We start from the raw sequence: 15641 nt of genomic DNA, 5'->3' as shown, positions 1-15641 counted from the left end.
GCGACCCCTACGGCCGGTCGACGTCGCCGAGCGCGGTGTCCGGACGGTGCAGTTCCCGGTCGGCGGCCGGGTCGAGCACGGTCGGCGTACCACCGGAGGAGCCGGTGTCGCGCGGCCCGGCGCGGCCGACGGTGATGGTGCGCGGCGCGGGCCGGGAGGCGCGCGGCAGGTGCACCCGGAGCAGGCCGTGGTCCATGACCGCGTCGATGGCGTCCGGGTCGACGCGGGACGGCAGGTCCACGCGGTACTCGAAGCCCCGCGTCTCGAACCCGCCCGGGATGCCGTGGTCGGCGTTGACCTCCGCCTCGGAGCGGGCCCGGACGCAGAGTTCCCGGTCGTCCAGCTCGACGGCCACCTCCTCGGGCGCGACGCCGGGCAGCCGGACGACGACCTCCCAGCCGTCCCCGGTCTCGCTCAGCTCCACGTCCGGCGGGCCGGCCCGCCCACCCACCAGTCGGCTCAGCTCGGAACGCAGCGACTGCAACTCGCCCATCGGGTCCCAGCCCTGCTGGCGGCCGCGCCAACCCCGGCCGAAACCGCCACTGCCCTGTTCGGTCATCGCTGTGCCTCTCCGATCCGCGTGGTGGTGGCCGCCGGCCGCAGCGAACTCGGCGCGTCCAGGCCGGCCTCCCGGTCGACGCCGACGCCGAGCCGGTCGACCAGTTCGCCGCCGAGCCAGGCACTGACGCCGAGGATGGCCAGCGCGACCACCTCGATGGCGATCAACGCGCCGCCGGCGGCCCGCGAGTCGGCGTTGAGCCGGACCACCCAGACCGCGGCGAACAGCAGGATCACCGCCACGTTGGCGGCGGCGTGGGTGAGCGCCACCCGCTTCGCCCGGGTCCCGGCGGGGATGGCCAGCAGGTCGAACGTGCCGGCGATCGCGGCCAGCAGGCCGACGACCAGGCCGACGGTGATGTTCCAGTACGCGACCTCGCCGAGGAAGTCCGGTCCGCCGACGGTGTCGACGAGGTCGAAGAAGACCGCGGTGACCAGCAGCCCGACCGGGAACATGACCAGCATCGGATGCACCGGGTGACCCAGGACCTTGAGTCGGCTCTCCATGACCGGTGCCTCCACTACTCGTGTCACCCGAGCTGGTCGCGTGAGGCCGTACCCCCGCTTCCGCGGGGGCAAACCTCACCGGTGACGCCGCCTAGACTTGCCGACGGTGGCGTGCCGCCACCGGGGTCAACGCTCGGGGGAGGATCACGTGACGGTGGAGATCAGCACGCACGAGGAGTTGCGCGAGCTGTTGGGCGCGCCGATGCCACGCGCCGTCACGAAGGAGCGGGTCCGCCTGCACGAACGGGACCGGCAGTGGCTGGCCGCCTCACCGTTCTGCCTGCTGGCCACCTCAGCCGCGGACGGCACCTGCGACGTCTCGCCCAAGGGCGACCCGCCCGGCTTCGTCCGGGTGCTGGACGACACGACGATCGCCGTCCCGGAGCGGCCCGGCAACAGGCGGGCCGACGGCTACCGCAACATCCTGGACAACCCCCACGTCGGACTGATCTCACTGATCCCGGGCCGCACCGACACGCTGCGGATCAACGGCCGGGCCCGCCTGGTCAGCGACGCGCCGTTCTTCGACGACATGGTGGTCAAGGGGCACCGGCCGATCCTCGCCGTCCTGGTGGAGATCGAGCAGATCTTCTACCACTGCGCGAAGGCGTTCCTCCGCTCGGAGCTGTGGCAGCCGGAGACCTGGACGCCGGACGTCCTACCGACGCGGCCCCGGCTCATCAAGGAGGTGGAGGCGCCCGCCGAGACCCTGGAGGAACTGGAGCGGCACTACGGCCCGGAGTACGCGAAGAAGATCTACGCCTGAGCCTCGTCCGGGGCGCGATCCGGAAGGATCTTTCAGGTTTGGCGAAGGATGCCGCCGGTAACAAGTTGACCCGCATCAACCGTTCACAGAGGAGTGTGTGATGGGTCAGCCCACCTACGTCGACCACAAGCAGTCCGGCGCGCCGGCCGCCGCCCGCGGCACCAACGTCATGGCCATCCTGGCGCTGGTGTTCGCCTTCGTCTTCTCCCCGCTCGGCATCGTCTTCGGCCACCTGGCCAAGAAGCAGATCCGGCAGACCGGCGAGCAGGGCGAGGGCCTCGCCAAGGCTGGTCTCATCCTCGGCTACATCTTCACCATTCTCGGTGTCCTGTGGATCGCCTTCGTCTTCATCGTGGCCGCCAACTCGGGCACCACGGCCTGACCGGGCGACGCGTTGTCGCGCCGGCCCTGGGGAGGCTCCGCGCGCGAACAGGCGCCATCGACCACCGCGGTTTCCGGTTGGGTGCCGCCGTCGGGGGTAGGAGTTGTCGCTGACGAGGACGGCTCCCGGAGCCGGGGAGCGGTTCGACCTGACGAGGAGGATTACCCGATGACCACCACGGTCGAGAAGTCCATCGAGGTCCAGGTCCCGGTCAGCACCGCATACAACCAGTGGACGCAGTTCGAGGACTTCCCCCGGTTCATGGGGGGCGTCCGGGAGGTGCGCCAGCTCGACGACGAGCGGATGCACTGGGTCGCCGAGATCGCCGGCGTACAGCGCGAATGGGACGCCCGCGTCCTGGAGCAGGTGCCGGACACCAAGGTCGCCTGGGCGGCCACCGACGGCGCGACCAATGCCGGCGCGGTCTACTTCTCCCCGGTCGGCGTGGACCGGACGATGGTCCGCCTGCACCTGGAGTACGAGCCGGAGGGCCTGCTCGAAAAGGCCGGCGACAAGCTGCACATCGTCGAGAAGCAGGCCGAGTCGGACCTGGAGAAGTTCAAGTCGTTCATCGAGAGCCGCGGCGCCGAGACCGGCGCCTGGCGGGGCACGATCGACCACGGCGTCGACGTCGGCACGCCGGGCGTCGCGGACGTCAAGCACCGCTCGACCAGCGACGAGGACGACGAACCCACCACCACCACGACCGAGTCGGAGTACCTGGTCACCGGCGTCCCGGAGAGTGGTGTCGCCTCTCACCCCGGCGCTGCCCACCCCGGTGCCACCGACCCCCGACGCGCGGTCTGACGCACCGACCCGCGTCCCTGTCCGGGACCCGGCCAAACCCCGCCCGCCATGTCGGCGTGACGGACCCGGCCGGGTCCTCGCGCGTACGTCGGGGGCCACCGAACCGGTGCCCCCCCGCCCGCCGGGCCGGGCCGTTATCCTTCCGCGATGACCGTGACGGTGGAGAGTCCGACGGGCGTCAACCGGTGGGTGTGGCCCCTCGCGCTGACCCAACTGCTCGTCCTGGCCGCGTACGCGTACGGGGCCGTGGCGTACCTGCTGACCGACGCCGAGTACTTCCCCGAGCAGTCCCCGCCGACCTGGGCGTGGCCGGCGGTCGCCGCCGTCGCCCTGGGGATCTTCCCGACCGTCGTCTTCCTGGCCTTGGCGGTGCCCACGCTGCGGTCGGCGTCGTTCCGCTCCGCCGGCCCCCGGTGGCGCGCATCGGCGGCGGCGCTGGTCGCGGCCAGCGTCGTCCTGCTGCTGGTGATGGCCACCCCGCCCGGCTGGGAACTGTTCGACTGGTATGTCGACTGACCTCGGTCCACCGGCCCGAGCCCGACGTGGAGCATCAGGACATCGGTCAGTATCTTCAGGCGGGGCTGGCGCGGGGTGGTGCGACGAAGGCTCAGTCGAGCGCTCGGTAGTCGGCCGGCGGTTCAACCAGTTCCGGGTGCTGGGTCCAGTACCTCTCCCCGTAGATCCGCAGCATCGCCCAATGCCATGCATCGTCATGAAAGACGAGTCCTCGGTACGGTGCGTCGCTGGCCTGGAAGGGATACTGCCGCAGGGCCGTTGCCTCAGCTTGGGTGGCGTCGAGACCCCCGTATCGCCGCATCACCCACGCGAAGCGTCGGCGTTCGTCGTGCAGGCACTGGACGTACTGGTCCTCGCTCCAGTCCCAGTCCGCCACGTCTTCAGCCTAAAGGGATGTCGCGTAACCCTGGCTGCTGTCTGTTGGGGACGATGCGGCGGGATCATGCCGTACCGCAAGCCCTCAGGCGGCAGCGACCTGCCGGACTGGAGAGAAGCCCTAAAACGTCGAAAACCGGGCCGTCCGCGCAGGGATCGAACACGCCCTGGCCGGGATGAAGTGCTTCACGATCCTGCGCGACTACCGCCGCGCCGCCCACACATTGGCCGACGCCGCTTCCGGCCTCGCCAACCTCCACAACATCATCCTCGTCGGCTGACCACCGGCCCGGTACCAGGCAACGCCTTCACCCGGTTACGAGGCGTCCCTTAGGTAGGGTCGTCCGCATGACTGACGCTGTCGTGATTCCCGGCGGCAAGTTCGGACCGGGCGCTCCCCTACTGATGTATGCCGGCGATGTGGCGGAACAGCGCGGCGCAACAATTCATCGGTACTCGTGGTCCCAGGAGTATCCGAAGCCTGATCAGCCGGAGATCGAGACCTGGGTCGACGGTGAGATCGCTCCACTGATCGACACAATCAGCGGTCGCCCGCTGCTGATCGGCAAGTCGCTCGGCACGAATGCGGCGGCGATTGCCGCCGAAAGAGCTTTGCCCGCCATATGGCTCACGCCTCTGCTCACCCTGCCGTGGGTGGCTGACGCGTTGGGCCGTGCGACCGCGCCATTACTGCTGGTGGGCGGCACTGCCGATAACGTGTGGGACGGTGACCTGGCCCGCCGGCTGTCACCTTACGCGCTAGAGGTGGAAGGCGCAGATCACGGCATGTACGTACCCGGCCCACTTACCGAGTCGATCGCAGTGCTCAGTCGAGTCGTGGGCGCCGTGGAGGAGTTCCTCGACGCGATTGGCTGGCCAAGCCAGCCGTAACCGCATGGCTGCCTCGATCTGCCGCGACGTCGGGTGACGGTGGTCTTCGCGGAGGTGAGCGGGAAATGGTCGAGGGCACGCCAAGAAATCACCAGCGCCGGTCGGTGTCGATCCTGCGGTTCCTGGTGGTTGAGCTGCGGATCCAGCTTCCGACATCTCTCACTGGCCTTGGTGGCGATTCGCCATTTTGAGGACTGGATGAGGACCGGGCCAGCAGTTCGAGGAGGTCAAGCCGGCCACGCCGCCGCTGCCACCGGTGCGGTTCGAGGGTCCGGCACTGTTCGACGAGGCGCGTCAGCCGTTCGACGACTACCACCAGCGCGCGTACGGTCGGCGGTTCGCCGGCAGGCTGACATCGATCGGAGCACCTCGGCGGCGCCGCCTCCGGCTGCCGGACGACGGCACGGGGCAGCGCGGGATCGCATTGGCTGATAGCGTGCGACGCACGTTAATCAACGGAAGGTGGTACATGAAAAAATCAATCCTCGGCTTCTTTGGGGCGGCAATGATCATTGCGGCAACTCTGACGGCGCCCTCGGCGGCCTCGGCGGAGCCGAGCGCCCAGATCCTGAAGTGCTGGCAGCCTCGGACGCCCACCAAGACTATCCCCAAAAGCCAATACTATACCTGCGTGATGGGAAGGCTCCATCTCTACCGCGCCTCCGACATGTACCATTTGGCCAGTTACGACGGCAACTGCGCTAACGACGTGTGGGTACGCAACCGCAGCACCACATTCTTTACCATGACCCAAAAGTGTGCAGGCACCTGATCAACCCCGGTGAAATCGTTGGCAACTGAGTGAGTTAGCACCTGTTCGGGTTATCTCGATGATTCGGAATACCTGAACAGGTGCCCACACCGTACGTGTTTAGCTCGTTGTGCAGATATGTCGACGACGCACGTCGCCTGCCCGGTCCCAAGGCCCGAATCCTCGACTGCCCGCTGGGGCGTACCGCCGAGGTCGTCGGACCTTGGTGGTCGCTGGAGATCCTGTATGAGATCTTCGACGTCCACACCCGGTTCGAGATGATTCGCCGCAACCTCGAGACGCCCGCCGATGTGTTGCGGGACCGCTCGGCGACCTGAGCGCCATGGGTCTGATCGAGCCCGTGGACGACGCCATGGACGCCGCGGCCAGGAATACCCACTGACCTCGCTCGGGCGTACGCTACGCCCGCTCCTGCTGGTCATCGTGGTTTGGGGAAACCACCGCCTGGCCCCGGCGGACCGCAGCGTCATCCTGGTCGACTCCGAGACCGGCGTGGAGGTGGACCCGGTCGTGGTCGACCGACGGACCGGTCGGCGGATCGACACGGAGGACGTGGTCTTCGCCCGTGGACCCAAGGCGAGCAAGATGGACGTCGCGCGGTACCCGCAGATCGTTGCGCGCCGCTGAGTCGTCACTGCGATGAGTGCCCGTGACCTGAGGGGTGTCCGTCACCGAACGGCGTCATGAACCCGTCGTACCGTACGTGCAGCATCATGCCCTGGTGAGCGTGTGGCAGGTTATGGCAGTGGTTCATCCAGATGCCCGGATTCGTGGCCCGGAACGCGACCTCCCACACCTCACCCGGACGCACGTCGAAGGTGTCCATCCACAGCGGACTGCCCGACGGCGGGCGTCCGTTGCGGGACAGGATCAGCACCGGATGACCGTGCAGATGCCAGGGATGGGTCTCCAGGCTGCGGTTGACCACGGTGAACCGTACGACATCGCCCTCGGCGACGAGTTCGTCAGGGATCGACGGATGACCGCGTCCGTTGACCGTCTGGGCGAACGCGGGGAATCCGTCGACCATGGCCAAGCCACGGTCCAGGACCAGCGTGAAGTTTCGGTTGGCCACCTCGTCACGTAGCGGCACCGGGACCGGGGTCCCGTAGCTGAGCAGGTCGAGTTCCGGCCACCCGCTGGTTTCCTGCACGGCCGTCTCGCCATCGGGGGCACCGGGGCCGGGCCGCAGCCACACCGCGGCGACGCCGTCGACGTGCAGCGCCACGGACGTCTCCGGCATGGCGAACACGAGGTCGTGCCGGCCGCCTGCGGGCAGCCGTACCGCGGTCCGGCTCGTCTCGTCGGGCCCGGACAGGTCACGACCGTCGACGGCGACCACCCGGAACGGGGTGCCCGCCAGCGCGAACCGGCGCGGATCGGAGTCGGTGTTGACCAGCCGAAGTCGTACCATCGCCCCCGCAGCCGTGACGTGCTCGACGCCCGCGACCGCCGCGTCGCCGTTGAAGGTGTGCACGGGCACGACCAGGTCGAGGGCGACGATGTCAGGCTCCACCCGCGGTTTCACGACGAGAACGCCGTAGAGGCCGCGGAGCACGCCGATGTGCGACGCGTGATGGGTGTGATACCAGTACGTCCCGACCTGGTCGGCACGGAAGCGGTAGACGAACGAAGCGCCGGGCTTCACCCCGTCCTGGGTGAGGTCGGGGACCCCGTCCTCACCGCACGGCACGTCGTAGCCATGCCAGTGCAGGGTCACCCCGCCGTCGATGTCGTGGTTGACCAACCTGACTTCGATGAGGTCGCCCTCGGTCGCGGTGATCTGCGGCCCAGGCGCCACGCCGTCGAAGGTCCAGGCGTGGACGTCCGCTCCCGACGGCAGGCGCACCGCGGCCTTTCGGGCGGTCAGCACGTGCGTGCGTCGAGCGCCGCCCGGCGCGGGGGCGTCCGGACCGCGCAGGTCGGCCACCGACAGGGTCGACCCACGAGCGGGACCGGGACCGCCGCCGTCGGTGATGTCCGTGGCGGCGGGCAGCACCGCCAGGCCCACGCCGGTGCCGGTCACGCCGACCGCGGCCACGCCACCCGCGACGCCGAGGAGGCGTCGGCGCGACACTTCCGGCCGAGGGTCCGGCGCCGCCTGCGCCGCGACGCCCGCGTCCGGTGTGCCGAGCGTGCGCGCGGTCACCAGGACGCCCACGGCCACCATCCCGACCGTGATCAACGCCACCGGCAGGGTCAGTGGATACCCGACGAGGTAGGTCACCGCGAACCCGGCCAACCCGGCGTACCCGGCGGAGAGCAACGCGACGACGCCTGCTGCGCCGACCGCGCGTCCGGGCGATCCCCGGTGTTGCGCCAGCAACACCGGTCCAGCTGTCACCAGGGCGGTCACCGAGGCCACCGCCAGCAGCGGCATCCCGAGCAGTACCTTCTCCTGGACGAACCACCAGCCCCGCCCGGCGAGCGCCGTCACCGTCGCCGCCTTGCCCACCGTGAACACCATCGCCACGGCGAGCAGGACCAGTGCGGGTCTGGCCCGGCCCCGCGCCGCAGTGACGCCGGCGGCCGACCATGCGCCGGCGCCCAGCAGTGCCCAGGCGTGGTCCAGGACCGTCAACGCGGTCGTGGTCACGACCGGGTGGCCCTGAACTCGGCGCGCTGCCACGCCAGCTGACGCGACTGCAGCACGACCCGCAGCGTCACGCCGAGGATGGCCAGCCCGTTGACGGCGTGCAGACCGAAGATGAGGTGTCCCGCCTCGGAGCCCTCGCCGAAGGACTTGGCGATCTCGAAAATCAACGACTGCATGAGCACCAGCCCGGCCGCAAGGCCCATCGTGCCGATGAGCCGGCCGGGCACCCGGGCGAGTGCGGCGACGACGACGCTCACCACAGCGACCAGGAGGATGACGTACCCGAGCGCGCGGTGCGGCGAGAAGGCATCCTCCCTCGGCGCGGTGTCGAACGCGCCACTGGCGGCCAGGTAGAACTGGACAACCTCGGCGAGCAGCAGCAGCGAAGCCAGACCCGCGAAGAACTTCTTCATGGCACCGATCATGGTCTCGACGGTGCCCGCCGCGCTTCGGGCGACGCGTGGCACCTGCTACGCAGATCCGCGTAGGAGAAGGCGATCCGGATACGTCACAGGGCGTAGTTGACCGCGTACCAGGGCACGGAATCCATGTCGTAGGATCGCCCTATGGACCTGCCGGTGGCGCCGAAACGGCTGCGCGCCTGGCTCGTTCGTCGCCCTTCCTGGTTCTCGGACGTTCTCTTGGCACTGTTCGTCACCGTGATCCAAGTCCACAGTGTCGGCGATTACGGCGCCGTTCTCCCCGAGCCGATCGCTCGACCTGCCTCGGACTTCGGGTATGCCGGCTACGCCCTGGTGGTGCTGAGCGGCGTGGCCATCGTCGCCCGCCGCCGGTGGCCGGTCGCGGTGTTCGCGATCACGGCGGCGGCAAGCCTGGTCTACTTCGGCCTCGACTACCCCGACCGGATGTCCTGCCTCGCCCTGTTCGTCGCCCTTTACACGCTCGCCGCCTACGGTGACGGACGCCGCTCGCTGCTGATCGCGAGCACCGGCACCGTCGTGCTGGCCGTCGGCTGGTTGGTCGCCGGTGCGGACGTCGAGCCGGAGGCGGCCGTGGGCTGGGTGTTCTTCCGCATCGGGGCGTCGATCATCAGTACGGTGCTAGGGGAGTCGGTCCGGTCCCGCCGGGTCATCGCCGCCGAGGCGCAGCGGCGGGCCGAACTCTCCGAACGCTCCCGGGAGGAGGAGACCCGGGCCCGGGTGGACGCCGAGCGGCTGCGAATCGCGCGCGAGGTCCACGACACCGTCGCGCACGCCATCGCGATCATCAACGTGCAGGCCAGTGTCACGGCGCACGTGCTGGACAAGCGGCCGGACCAGGCCCGTGACGCGCTGCGCGCGATCGAGCAGACCAGTTCCCGGGCGCTGCAGGAGATGCGTGCCGTGCTCGGCGTCCTGCGCGCGGACGACGGACGCGAACCCCACCCCGGCCTCGACCAGGTCGACGCGCTCGCGCACAAGGCCCGCGACGCCGGACTCGACGTCACCGTCGAGCAGACGCTGGGTGCGGCGCCCCTGCCGAGCGCGGTGAGCAGCGCCGCCTACCGCATCATCCAGGAGTCGATCACCAACGTGATCCGCCATGTCGGCCCGACGCGGGTGCTCGTGCTGATCGAAACCGCGCCTGACGCCCTGCGCATCCGGGTGGCCGACGAGGGCACTGGCGACCGGGTGCTCGTGCCGGTGGGTGCCGGCGGTTCGTCATCGACCGGCCGCGGGATCATCGGCATGCGGGAACGCTGCCAGCTGCTGGGCGGCGAGCTGCACGCGACCGCCCGTGCCGACGGCGGCTTCGAAGTCTCCGCCCGACTGCCGATCGTCCCGGTCGGATCGCGTCCGTGAGGCCCGCGCCGATCAAGGTGCTGCTCGCCGACGACGAGCGACTGGTCCGCTCCGGTTTCCGGCTCCTGCTCGATCTGGAGGACGACATCACGGTGGTCGGCGAGGCCACCGACGGCGCCGAGGCCGTCGAACTGACCCGTGCCACCCGTCCCGATGTCGTATGCATGGACATCCGGATGCCTCGCCTGGACGGGATCCGGGCCGCTGGCCAGATCGTCGAGACGCCGGGGATGGAACAGGTCAGGATCCTGATCCTCACCACCTACGACACCGACGAGAACGTGTTCGCTGCCCTGCAGGCGGGTGCGAGCGGTTTCTTGCTGAAAGATGCCGGCCCCGCCGAACTGCTGCACGCCATCCGGGTCATCGCCGCCGGGGACGCCCTGCTCGCCCCGCGGGTCACCCGTCGGCTCATCGGCCAGTTCGCGACGCAACGCAAGGCCGCGAAGGCGGGCGAGGACCGGCTCGCGGTGCTGACCGACCGCGAACGCGAGGTACTCGCTCTGGTGGCGCAGGGTCTGAGCAATTACGAGATCGGGGTCGCCCTGTTCCTCAGCCCGGCCACGGCGCGTACGCACGTCAGCCGCACGATGGGCAAGCTCGGCGCGCGCGATCGCGCGCAGCTGGTGGCCATCGCCTACCAGACCGGGCTGGGACAGTTCACCGAGCACTAGGCCCGTTGCCTCCCGCTGAAAGAAGCAGGACAGAGTTCACGTCGGCACCCGATCCGACAGCCAGCATCGGGGCATGAGAAGCCTGCCCTCGGTGTCCGGTCCGTGGACCTGGTCGACCCAGCCACCTTCGTCGGCAGCGACGTCCGAGCCGACAGCAGCGATCTCGACGCGCAAGACTGTCGCCACCCTGATCGACAAGGAGGCCGACGCCACAAGCGCCGCCGCGCAGCTTGGGCACGCCACCGAGCAGGTCACCAACAAGCACTACATCGTCAAGCCCGCTCTCGCCCGGACAGCTCCGACATTCTCGAACAGCTTGGTGCAGGTCCGGACAGTAGTGGGACCCAAACCTCATGATCGCGGAAGGGCCGGGCCAAGTAGACCCTGCACGCCCGCTGGCAGGTGGGCGGAACCTGGTCGCCGGTAGGCGTTTGGGGGGGTCGGGGGCCGATTCAGAGCCGCATCGATGAGAACGCGGCCCTGACCAGCGATGATGCTGGTCAGGGCCGCTTTGAGCCGCTCGACGGAATCGAACCGTCGACCTACGCTCCTCGACCGTCGCCCTTACTGGCTTGTCACTAGTCCTCACGATCGAGCGTTGACCTGCACCGGCGCGGCCGGCCACTGATCAACGTTTGCCGCAGGCCACTAGCCGTTTCCATGAGTTCCCCAGGGATGAACGGGAGGTCGAGCATGAACGCCCGGGACGCGGGTCAACTCCGCTGCCACCTGGGCAACAGCAAACTGACCAAGGCGATCGCCAGGGCAACTCCGACCGCCAGTCCGAAGACGAGCTCGTATCCGGAGGCCAGAGCATCGGGGGAGGAACTCCCATTGTGGTGCGAGGCTGCGCGGGCCGCGGCCGCAGTAGCGAACACCGCCAGCGCCGCCGAACCGCCGACCTGGCTGGCCGTGTTGGCCAGACCACCGACGATGCCGGCGTCGCGCGGCTCGACGTTGGCGGTCGCCGACGCCATCAACGTCGGGAAGACCAGGCCGATGCCGATCGCCACAAGCAGTGTCGGACCCAGAACGCTCGCCACGTAGTGGCTGCCGACGCCCGCCTGCGAGAGCCAGGCGAACCCCGCTACGAAGCACGCGCACCCGGCCAGCACCAGCAGACGCACGCCGGTCTTCGGCAGCCAGCCTGCGGCGAGCCGCGCCACCACGACGAACATGACCGCTGCCGGTGTCTGTCCCAGCCCGGCGTCGAGCGCGCGGTAGCCCAGCACGTTCTGCATGAAGAGCGAGGTGAAGAACCACATCGCGATGACGATGCCACCGAACAGGAAGAGCATCGCGTTGCTGACCGCCACGCTGCGGTTGCTGAACAGCCGGAGCGGCATCATCGGCGCCGTGGCGAACCGCTTCTCCACCACCAGGAAGATCACCAGCAGGAGGACGCCGGCCACGATCGGGACGAGCACCCGCGCGGATGCCCACGCGTGGTCGGCGGTCTCCATCACTCCGTAGATCAGTGCCGCCAGCCCGCTCGTACCGGTGATCGCACCGGCCAGATCCAGCGCTTCGCGGCGACCGGGCAGCACGGTCAGCGACCTCATCGCCACCGCGATCAGCAACGCCCCGATCGGCACATTGATCAGGAACACCCACCGCCAGGACAGGCCCGTCGTCAGCACACCGCCGGCAACCGCACCGACCATGCCGCCGACGCCACCGGCAGCGGACCACGCTCCGAACGCCCGGGCGCGCTGCGCCCCCTCCGAGAAGCAGGTGCTTATCACGGCGAGGGTGGCCGGGGCCAGCATCGCGCCGCCCAGGCCCTGCGCGGCGCGGGCGGCGACCAGCATCTCCGCGCTGGTCGCCAGGCCCGAGACCAGGCTGGCCAGCGAGAACAGGGCGAGCCCGGACACCAGCATGCGGTGGTGACCGAACAGGTCGGCTGCGCGGCCGCCCAGGAGCATGAAACCGGCGAACGCCAGGACATAGCCGTTCACCACCCAGGACAGTCCCATGTCCGTAAACCCGAGATCCCGCTGCACCTCGGGCAGCGCGACGTTGACGATCGACACGTCGAGAATGACCATGAACTGGCAGGCGCACACCAGCGCGAGAACCTGCCAGGCCGGGCCGGTGTAGGGCTTGATCGCCTGGACGTCGGCACGGGTACTCGTCATGACTTCCTCCGCCTCATCGGACTACACCTCAGGCACTCTGCGCAGCGCTTACGACGAGGGGCGTGCCCTTCAACCGGACGGCGAAGTTGGCTAGCCGCTGGCCCTGGTAGCGGGCAGCATCGAGGGCCGCCGCGTCGGCGCCGTCACCCCCGGTCGCGACGGTGCCGTAGGGGTTGCCACCGGCGGCGTAGACCGTTGCGTCGGTGAAACCGGGCGGCACGATCAGCGCGCCCCAGTGGTAGAAGACGTTGCCCAGGGCGATGATCGTGGCCTCGCTGCCGCCGTGACGGTTGTAGGCCGAGGTGAATGCCGTCACCGGCTTGTCGGCCAGGACTCCGTCGCGCCACAGGCCGCCGGCCTGATCGATGAACTGCTTGAGCTGCGCGGCGGGCGTCCCGAACCGGGTCGGCGTGCCGAACGCGTACGCGTCGGCCCACGCCAGGTCGTCGAGCTGGGCCACCGGAACCGAGCTGGTGGCGTCTAGATGCTGACGCCACAGCGGATTCTGATCGATGGCCCCGGCGGGGGCCAACTCGGCGGCCCGGCGCAACCGCACCTCGGCTCCGGCCGAGGTGGCGCCCTCGGCGACGGCCTCAGCGAGAGCGTGGACCGTGCCCGTCGAGCTGTAGTAGAAAACTGCGACCTTCACCGTCATGTCGACTCCTCGAGACTGTGTAGCATTGCTTATGCGCGTAATAGTTACGCGCATAATCTTATGCGCGTAACGAATACTGTTGTCAAGGAGGGTCCATGGATCCCGAGTACGCCGAAGCCCTCAACCAGGGAATCCGCCTGCTCAGCCTGCGCCACCGGACCCGGGCGGCGCAGTTGCTGGCCCCGCTCGGCCTGCACGCCGGTCAAGAGGCCGTACTACTCGAACTCGACCGGACCGGCCCGCTGATCCAGGCTCAGCTCAGCGAAGCGCTGGGCTGCGAGCCGCCCAGCGTCACGCTGATGACTCGTAAGCTGGAGGCCTCCGGCCACATCCGGCGCACCCCTGATCCGGCCGACAAGCGCGCCACCGTCGTAGCGCTGACCGACAGCGGCAAGGCGCTGGCCGACCAGATCCGGAAGTTGTGGGTCACCCTCGCGGAGGAGACGATCCGCGACCTGCCCGCCGCGATGCTGAAGCAGCTGCCCGGCATCCTGCACACCATGTCCACGAACGTCGACGGCAAATCGTCTGCCTAGTCAGTACCTGCCGCAGCCGCACGAAATCTGATCGGCTGCACGCGTCACCAGGGTTCCGGGGGCGCAGGCATGAAGACGGCCGCGGCGTTGATCATCGATGGTCTGTGAGGACAACCGAAGATCGTGCGGGTGGGTAGCGGCACTCGAAGCGACATCGCTCCACCGGGTGGATGGATCAACGGTCGGCTGGTGGCCGGCGTTTATTGGTGACAGTGAGGGCGGCGAGGGCGGCGCCGGCGAGCGCGATTGCTGCGCCGATCTGGAGGGCGTATGTGAGGCCGTCAAGGAGCGCGACTGGGTAGGGGTTCTGCTGGGCGAGGCGGTCGGTTAGACGGTCGAAGGTGAGGGTGCTGAGTACAGCCAGCCCGACCGCGCCGCCAACCTGGAGGGTGGTGTTGACCAGGCCGGAGGCGAGTCCGGATTCGGCCTCTCCGCCAAGGTCCTGGGTGGCGGCGGACAGGGCGGCGACCGCGGCCAGGCCAAGTCCGGCGCCCCACAGCAGGCTGGGGACGAGGAAGTCGGGGGTGTAGGTGCTGGTCGGCTCGAGGCGGGAGAACCAGAACATGCCGCCGCTGAGCAGCAGCATGCCGGTCACCAGCGGGAGTCGCAGGCCGGTGCGGGGCAGCAGTTGTGAGCAGATCGCGCTTGCGGTGAGGCTGGCTGCGGCCAGTGGCAGGTAGGCCAGGCCGGCCTCGCGGGCACTGTCGCCGTGTACCTGCTGCAGGTAGAGGGTGAGCAGGAAGAACGTGGCAAGGAGTACGGCCCCGAGGAGCGTGTTGACCGCGTTGCCGGCTGCCAGATTGCGCAGCCGGAACACGTCCAGAGGCACCAGGGGCTGCCGGACCCGGCGCTCGACGAGGATGAACAGGGCCAGCAGCACGGCGCTGGTGGCGAAACCGCCGAGGACGAGAGGAGCGGTCCAGCCGTCGGCCTCGCTGCGGACCACCGCGAGCACCAGCGCGACGAGGGCCGCGGTGATCAGCGCAGCACCGGGCAGGTCCAGACGTGTTTCGGCACGCGGCGCCTCGTGGGGCACCCGAGCGAGAACGCCGACGAGCACGGCGGCGCCGATGAACAGGTTGATGTAGAAGATCCAGGGCCACCCCGGCCCGTCGGTCAGGAAGCCACCGAGCAGGACACCAACCGCTCCGGCGACGCCGCTGATCGCACCCCAGACGCCGAGTGCGACCGCGCGTCGACTGCCGGTGAAGGCACGGGTGAGCAGGGCGAGGGCCGCCGGGGACAGCAGTGCTCCTCCCACACCCTGCGCGGCGCGACCAGCCAGCAGCAGACCCGGAGACGTGGCCAGGCCACACGCCAGGGAGGCGATGCAGAACAGGATCAGGCCCGCCAGGAACACCGTCCGGCCGGCGAAGAGGTCGGTGAGTCGGCCGCCCAGTAACAGCAGCCCACCGAATGCCAGGACGTAGGCGTTGATCACCCACTGCAGGTCGCTACCGGCGAAGCCCAGGTCCTCCTCGATGGCGGGCAGCGCGATGTTCACGATGGTGGCGTCCAGCACCACCATGAACTGCGCCGCCGCCAGCAACACCAGCACCAGCCATCCGGATCTCAGGGCGGGCCGTTCGGTGGTCCCGACGGCAGGGGAATTGGTGGTCATGGGCCTCTCCAGGCTCGAAGCGGCTCTCCAGCAGGTGCTGGAGAG

18 protein-coding genes and 2 pseudogenes are annotated in these 15641 nt (G+C 69.2%); 12 read left to right on the top strand and 8 right to left on the bottom strand.

The genetic code is table 11. The annotated features are described in order from the left end of the window. Positions 1–7 precede the first annotated feature (7 nt). On the bottom strand, positions 8–559 hold the full coding sequence (locus tag D7223_RS10710) for an Hsp20/alpha crystallin family protein (RefSeq protein ID WP_120727680.1): 552 nt from the start codon (positions 557–559) through the stop codon (positions 8–10). Further along, positions 556–1065: a DUF2231 domain-containing protein gene (locus D7223_RS10705; protein WP_120728170.1), complete on the bottom strand. Its 510-nt coding sequence runs from the start codon at positions 1063–1065 to the stop codon at positions 556–558. The genes D7223_RS10710 and D7223_RS10705 overlap by 4 nt, the downstream gene beginning before the upstream one ends. 148 nt (positions 1066–1213) lie before the next feature. Here D7223_RS10705 and D7223_RS10700 point away from each other — a divergent pair, with 148 nt between their 5' ends. From D7223_RS10700 to D7223_RS10685, 4 genes and pseudogenes are all read left to right on the top strand, one after another. Then, a complete protein-coding gene (locus D7223_RS10700; protein WP_120727677.1) occupies positions 1214–1831 on the top strand; it encodes a pyridoxamine 5'-phosphate oxidase family protein in 618 nt (205 codons plus the stop codon). A gap of 100 nt (positions 1832–1931) precedes the next feature. Then, positions 1932–2213 (top strand): DUF4190 domain-containing protein, encoded by a 282-nt coding sequence (locus tag D7223_RS10695; RefSeq protein ID WP_120727675.1) that lies wholly within the window; start codon positions 1932–1934, stop codon positions 2211–2213. A gap of 168 nt (positions 2214–2381) precedes the next feature. Then, positions 2382–2831: pseudogene (locus D7223_RS10690) on the top strand (SRPBCC family protein); the annotation flags it as partial. Between the two features lie 336 nt (positions 2832–3167). Then, on the top strand, positions 3168–3536 hold the full coding sequence (locus tag D7223_RS10685; RefSeq protein WP_120727671.1) for a hypothetical protein: 369 nt from the start codon (positions 3168–3170) through the stop codon (positions 3534–3536). A gap of 91 nt (positions 3537–3627) precedes the next feature. Here the strand turns inward: D7223_RS10685 and D7223_RS10680 are convergent, their stop codons facing one another. Continuing rightward, complete coding sequence (locus tag D7223_RS10680) at positions 3628–3912, bottom strand: hypothetical protein (RefSeq protein ID WP_120727669.1); 285 nt, start codon at positions 3910–3912, stop codon at positions 3628–3630. A 347-nt stretch (positions 3913–4259) separates the two neighbouring features. Here D7223_RS10680 and D7223_RS10675 point away from each other — a divergent pair, with 347 nt between their 5' ends. From D7223_RS10675 to D7223_RS10660, 4 genes are all read left to right on the top strand, one after another. Then, positions 4260–4802 carry an alpha/beta fold hydrolase gene (locus D7223_RS10675; RefSeq protein WP_120727666.1) on the top strand — a complete coding sequence of 181 codons (543 nt, stop codon included), beginning with the start codon at positions 4260–4262 and terminating at the stop codon, positions 4800–4802. 256 nt (positions 4803–5058) lie between these two features. Further along, complete coding sequence (locus D7223_RS33005; RefSeq protein ID WP_186832292.1) at positions 5059–5574, top strand: hypothetical protein; 516 nt, start codon at positions 5059–5061, stop codon at positions 5572–5574. Positions 5575–5654: 80 nt separating this feature from the next. Continuing rightward, on the top strand, positions 5655–5891 hold the full coding sequence (locus tag D7223_RS10665; protein ID WP_147252613.1) for a winged helix-turn-helix transcriptional regulator: 237 nt from the start codon (positions 5655–5657) through the stop codon (positions 5889–5891). A 106-nt stretch (positions 5892–5997) separates the two neighbouring features. Further along, the gene (locus D7223_RS10660) at positions 5998–6201 is read left to right on the top strand and encodes a hypothetical protein (RefSeq protein WP_120727662.1); all 204 of its coding nucleotides are present in this window, start codon (positions 5998–6000) and stop codon (positions 6199–6201) included. 4 nt (positions 6202–6205) lie between these two features. Here the strand turns inward: D7223_RS10660 and D7223_RS10655 are convergent, their stop codons facing one another. Together D7223_RS10655 and D7223_RS10650 are read right to left on the bottom strand one after the other, a co-directional pair. Continuing rightward, positions 6206–8170 (bottom strand): multicopper oxidase family protein, encoded by a 1965-nt coding sequence (locus D7223_RS10655; RefSeq protein WP_120727659.1) that lies wholly within the window; start codon positions 8168–8170, stop codon positions 6206–6208. Then, a complete protein-coding gene (locus D7223_RS10650) occupies positions 8167–8595 on the bottom strand; it encodes a DUF6220 domain-containing protein (RefSeq protein ID WP_202864613.1) in 429 nt (142 codons plus the stop codon). Before D7223_RS10650 ends, D7223_RS10655 begins: the two co-directional genes overlap by 4 nt. A gap of 141 nt (positions 8596–8736) precedes the next feature. Between D7223_RS10650 and D7223_RS10645 the strand changes: the two genes are divergently transcribed. The 3 genes and pseudogenes from D7223_RS10645 to D7223_RS33455 form a co-directional block, all read left to right on the top strand. After that, positions 8737–9972: a sensor histidine kinase gene (locus D7223_RS10645; protein WP_120727657.1), complete on the top strand. Its 1236-nt coding sequence runs from the start codon at positions 8737–8739 to the stop codon at positions 9970–9972. A gap of 11 nt (positions 9973–9983) precedes the next feature. Then, positions 9984–10646, top strand: coding sequence for a response regulator transcription factor (locus tag D7223_RS10640; protein WP_238161841.1), 663 nt, complete (start codon positions 9984–9986; stop codon positions 10644–10646). A gap of 169 nt (positions 10647–10815) precedes the next feature. Further along, positions 10816–11003, top strand: a pseudogene (locus D7223_RS33455) (site-specific integrase); the annotation flags it as partial. Between the two features lie 356 nt (positions 11004–11359). Here the strand turns inward: D7223_RS33455 and D7223_RS10630 are convergent. Beyond that, positions 11360–12784: an MFS transporter gene (locus D7223_RS10630; protein WP_120727653.1), complete on the bottom strand. Its 1425-nt coding sequence runs from the start codon at positions 12782–12784 to the stop codon at positions 11360–11362. Positions 12785–12812: 28 nt separating this feature from the next. Further along, positions 12813–13439 carry an NAD(P)H:quinone oxidoreductase gene (gene wrbA, locus D7223_RS10625; RefSeq protein ID WP_120727650.1) on the bottom strand — a complete coding sequence of 209 codons (627 nt, stop codon included), beginning with the start codon at positions 13437–13439 and terminating at the stop codon, positions 12813–12815. Positions 13440–13534: 95 nt separating this feature from the next. On the opposite strand from wrbA, the gene D7223_RS10620 reads away from it, so the two are divergent. Further along, positions 13535–13975 (top strand): MarR family winged helix-turn-helix transcriptional regulator, encoded by a 441-nt coding sequence (locus D7223_RS10620; protein WP_120727648.1) that lies wholly within the window; start codon positions 13535–13537, stop codon positions 13973–13975. A 175-nt stretch (positions 13976–14150) separates the two neighbouring features. On the opposite strand, the gene D7223_RS10615 is transcribed toward D7223_RS10620, so the two are convergent. Beyond that, positions 14151–15596: a DHA2 family efflux MFS transporter permease subunit gene (locus D7223_RS10615; protein WP_158610856.1), complete on the bottom strand. Its 1446-nt coding sequence runs from the start codon at positions 15594–15596 to the stop codon at positions 14151–14153. Between the last annotated feature and the right edge of the window lie 45 nt (positions 15597–15641).

The organism is Micromonospora endolithica (assembly GCF_003626595.1).
Classification (GTDB): domain Bacteria; phylum Actinomycetota; class Actinomycetes; order Mycobacteriales; family Micromonosporaceae; genus Micromonospora; species Micromonospora endolithica.
Note: the sequence above shows the minus strand (reverse complement) of the source record. Positions and strands in the feature narration are given on the sequence as shown.